This window comes from uncultured Lamprocystis sp., assembly GCF_903933125.1.
In the GTDB taxonomy this organism is placed as follows: domain Bacteria; phylum Pseudomonadota; class Gammaproteobacteria; order Chromatiales; family Chromatiaceae; genus Thiodictyon.
In genome coordinates, this window is the sequence record NZ_CAIZIZ010000467.1 from 1 (window position 1) to 3,145 (window position 3,145).

Sequence of the window (3,145 nt, forward strand, 5' to 3'; positions counted from 1 at the left end):
CGGCGGAGTTGGTCGCCCGGGTGAGCGACTTTGCGCACACGATCAACGTCGATCCGTTTGCCGTTGCCGACCGGCTCTGGACGAAAACGACGCTCGATCCAGAGGAAGAGAAATTACGCATCCCGGCCTAGGCGAGGTTTAGTCGACGCGGCCAGCGACAAGCGTATTCCGGTGGCGGAGGGGACCTGAAAAAGCACTGGCGGAATGAGCCCGGATTGCATCCTTAAGCATCAATAGTCGCTCCAGCCCGAGGACATGCAGCACCCGCGCCCCAAGCTCCTCCGTACTGCGCGAGATAGCTTCCTCGGGAATGCTGTGACAGACGGTAAGCCCGTCTAAGTCCTCGAATCCATAGGAGCGCATGAACGGGTACATGCCGGAACTCACCGCTGCCCAGTGATCGGTCGCCTCGTCCCCGCGGACGTGGGCCCGGGCCGGGTTGATGGTGAAATGTACGCGGCTCTTGCGGAAGGTGTCCACTTGGCGGGCTCGGGCGCTCGGGCATATTCTAGAGTCGGCGCAGGGTATCCGGGGTCCTCAGGTAACGCCTGACCGAGGCGATCGCCCGCGGGGTGGCTCGCCGTCGTAGCCCGGAGCCATGCGTTGACGAAGAGCAACACGAGTGCTGGCAGAATTGTGAGACGGAAGCGTTCGCCCTCCTCCGGGGACCACGTCGCCGCCTGGCCCCGGACCCAGGTCCGAAAGACCTGCGAATCGCAGGCCCATGCGCCGCGGGTGTTCCCGCTCGCGGCATCAAGCGCCAAGGCGATCACAGGGTTGGCGTTCGACAGCCCCTCGGACCCTTGGACAAGTGCGTACGCGAGTACGCTCGGGAGTTGACCCAGGTCCGGGTCGGAGTGGGGCCGGCTATGTGCGTTCACACTCGCTCCATCGATGCCATGGTCGGCTTGAGTGATGCTGGTGCGCAAATCCGCTTCAAAGACGAAAGGGCTCGCCGCCGTCTCAGTCGGCGGCGAGAAAGGTCTCCAGTCCAGTGGGGGCCCCGGACGACAGCGCTTCGACGACGTCGCCCAGGTAGGCGTCGAACGGGGAGTTTGTACCGCCAGGGTCGCGGCCAGGATCAGGAACATCCGACGCTGGACATTCTCGCGAATCCTGGGACATCCCCCCCTCCGGGCACTCGCCGATAGAATGGGGGCCGCAAGGTTCCGGACTTTACCCGAGCGTTTTGTGGGTTGAGGCCAGATACGCTTGGATGAGTTGCTTCACCAAGCCTTGAACGGTACGCCCCTCCTGTGCCGCCCGAATCTTCAGTTGCTGGCGCATCTTCGCCGGGATCTGCACGTTGAGCCGCGCGGTTGGCTCCTCCGCGGCCAGCGCGGTCAACGGCGCCAGATCCGCCGGTGTCCCGCTGCCCCCTGCGGATTGCCCTGGACGAGGCTTGACCTTCAAACGCGGTTCAGACATCGAACGCCTCTTGGATTTGCTTGAGCAGGTGGTGGATCTCCCACGCGGCCGGTCCCGCGGGCTCGTCGTCCATGGCCGTCGACCCGTCGGCCATGGACCGCGCGAAGATCGTGCGATCGTAGATGGCTCCTTGCAGGATCGGGAACCCGTAGATCTTGATCGCGTCGGCGACTTCCCGCGCCAGGAGGGTGCCCTTCTTGGACCGGGTGATCACGAAAGCCGCCGCGGGGGTGCCGTCTGTGACTTTCTGTCGCGCCTGGATCATCTCAACCAGCGGATCGCACGCCCAGATATCCAAAGGCGAGGGCTGGATCGGGATGAGCACCAGGTCTGCCGCCTTGACGGCCGCCGCGCTCATTTTCTCCAGCTTGGCGGCGCCGTCGATGAAGACCCACTGATAGGGTGCGCCCAAGGAGATCAGATCCCGATCGAGCGTCGGCCGGTCCAGGCCGATCACGGGAAAGCCGGCTTTCCCGTCGCCCGCAGTGTGCCAGTCACGGGCACTGCCTTGCGCGTCGGCATCGGCGAGCAGGACCGTCTGCCCCTTGAGGTGCAGTGCCCGGGCCAGATGGGCGGCCAGGGTGGTTTTCCCGCACCCACCTTTGGGATTGAGGATGGCGACGACGTTTGGCACAGGTTTCACTCCCTGGTTGATCCAACATTGTTACATGACTTCCCTGCTTCCTGACTTCTGAGCTTCTTTCCTTCTTCGCTTCCTCGCTTCTTTTCTACGTTCGTTCCATTGAAGCCGCCTGCTGGCAACCTTCCATGTCGCGGCTTTATCAAGGGCGGCACCCGTCGCGTTCAGCACGCCCGGGGGTTTCCAGTTTGCTTCCCTTCATCGTTTCGTTACTTCATCGCTTCCCCGTTCGTCTAAGACGGCGAACCGCTCCCACCCGGCGACACGGAGGAGACGGTTCAACATCCGCCTGGTCCCCGCGCACTTCAAATCCTCCCTTCCCAACTTCCCAACTTCCCTGCTTCCTTGCTTCTTTATTTCGTTGTCTCCGAGGAATCTTGGAAGAAACCAAGGAAAGAACCCTGCATCCGTCACGCTGACGACCCGGCGCCAAAGAACTGCGCCATTCCGCCCTCGCCCGCCCGTAGCTTGCGCAGAGACCGCCGGATCATCCGCGTATCCTTCCAGCCCCCGGCCTGGAGAATCCCCGACCGTCGAGACGCCGGCAGCCGCCAGGTCCTGGGCCGCGCCGACTCGCAGTGAGTGCCCGGAGTCGCAGATCCAGGCGATCCGGGTATTCGGCGCGGCGGCCTCCAGCGCGATCGTGATGCACCGGTCCGCCGTGGACAGCCAAGCGTCGCCGTGGAAGCGCGCGTGGGCGACCGCGCCCGGCAGATGACCGAGGGCGGGATCGACGCGCCCGCACGGTTCGCGCGCAGTCACACCCGCTCCATGGCCACGACGCCCGCCTTGATGGACCGCTGGGTGCCGCCGAAATTGATGTCCAGGATGTCCTGCTCGCGCAGGCCGACCACCAGGCCGTCGCCGAAAAACGGATGGCGCACCCGGTCATTGATATGCCAGTCGCCGGGGGACACCGGGGCCGCGGGTGGCTGTGCCGGCGCTTGGTAGCGCTCCTCAAGACCCATGTCCCCCAGATACCGGTTGAGCACCGGCGCGGCCTCAAGCGACGCCTCCGGCAAGGGTGCAACAGGGTCGGCGCCGGACAGCCGGCGGGTGAGCGCCTCCCCAAGTGCC

General features: G+C 64.7%; 3 protein-coding genes and 1 pseudogene. All 4 read right to left on the bottom strand.

Annotation, left to right across the window (positions count from 1 at the left end; translation table 11 throughout):
- Positions 1-138 precede the first annotated feature (138 nt).
- On the bottom strand, positions 139-480 hold the full coding sequence (locus tag QZY03_RS25085; RefSeq protein ID WP_295585680.1) for a hypothetical protein: 342 nt from the start codon (positions 478-480) through the stop codon (positions 139-141).
- A gap of 696 nt (positions 481-1,176) precedes the next feature.
- The gene (locus QZY03_RS25090) at positions 1,177-1,428 is read right to left on the bottom strand and encodes a hypothetical protein (RefSeq protein ID WP_295585681.1); all 252 of its coding nucleotides are present in this window, start codon (positions 1,426-1,428) and stop codon (positions 1,177-1,179) included.
- Complete coding sequence (parA, locus tag QZY03_RS25095; protein WP_295585682.1) at positions 1,421-2,062, bottom strand: ParA family partition ATPase; 642 nt, start codon at positions 2,060-2,062, stop codon at positions 1,421-1,423. Before parA ends, QZY03_RS25090 begins: the two co-directional genes overlap by 8 nt.
- Positions 2,063-2,826: 764 nt before the next feature.
- Positions 2,827-3,145, bottom strand: a pseudogene (locus QZY03_RS25100) (ATP-dependent helicase); the annotation flags it as partial.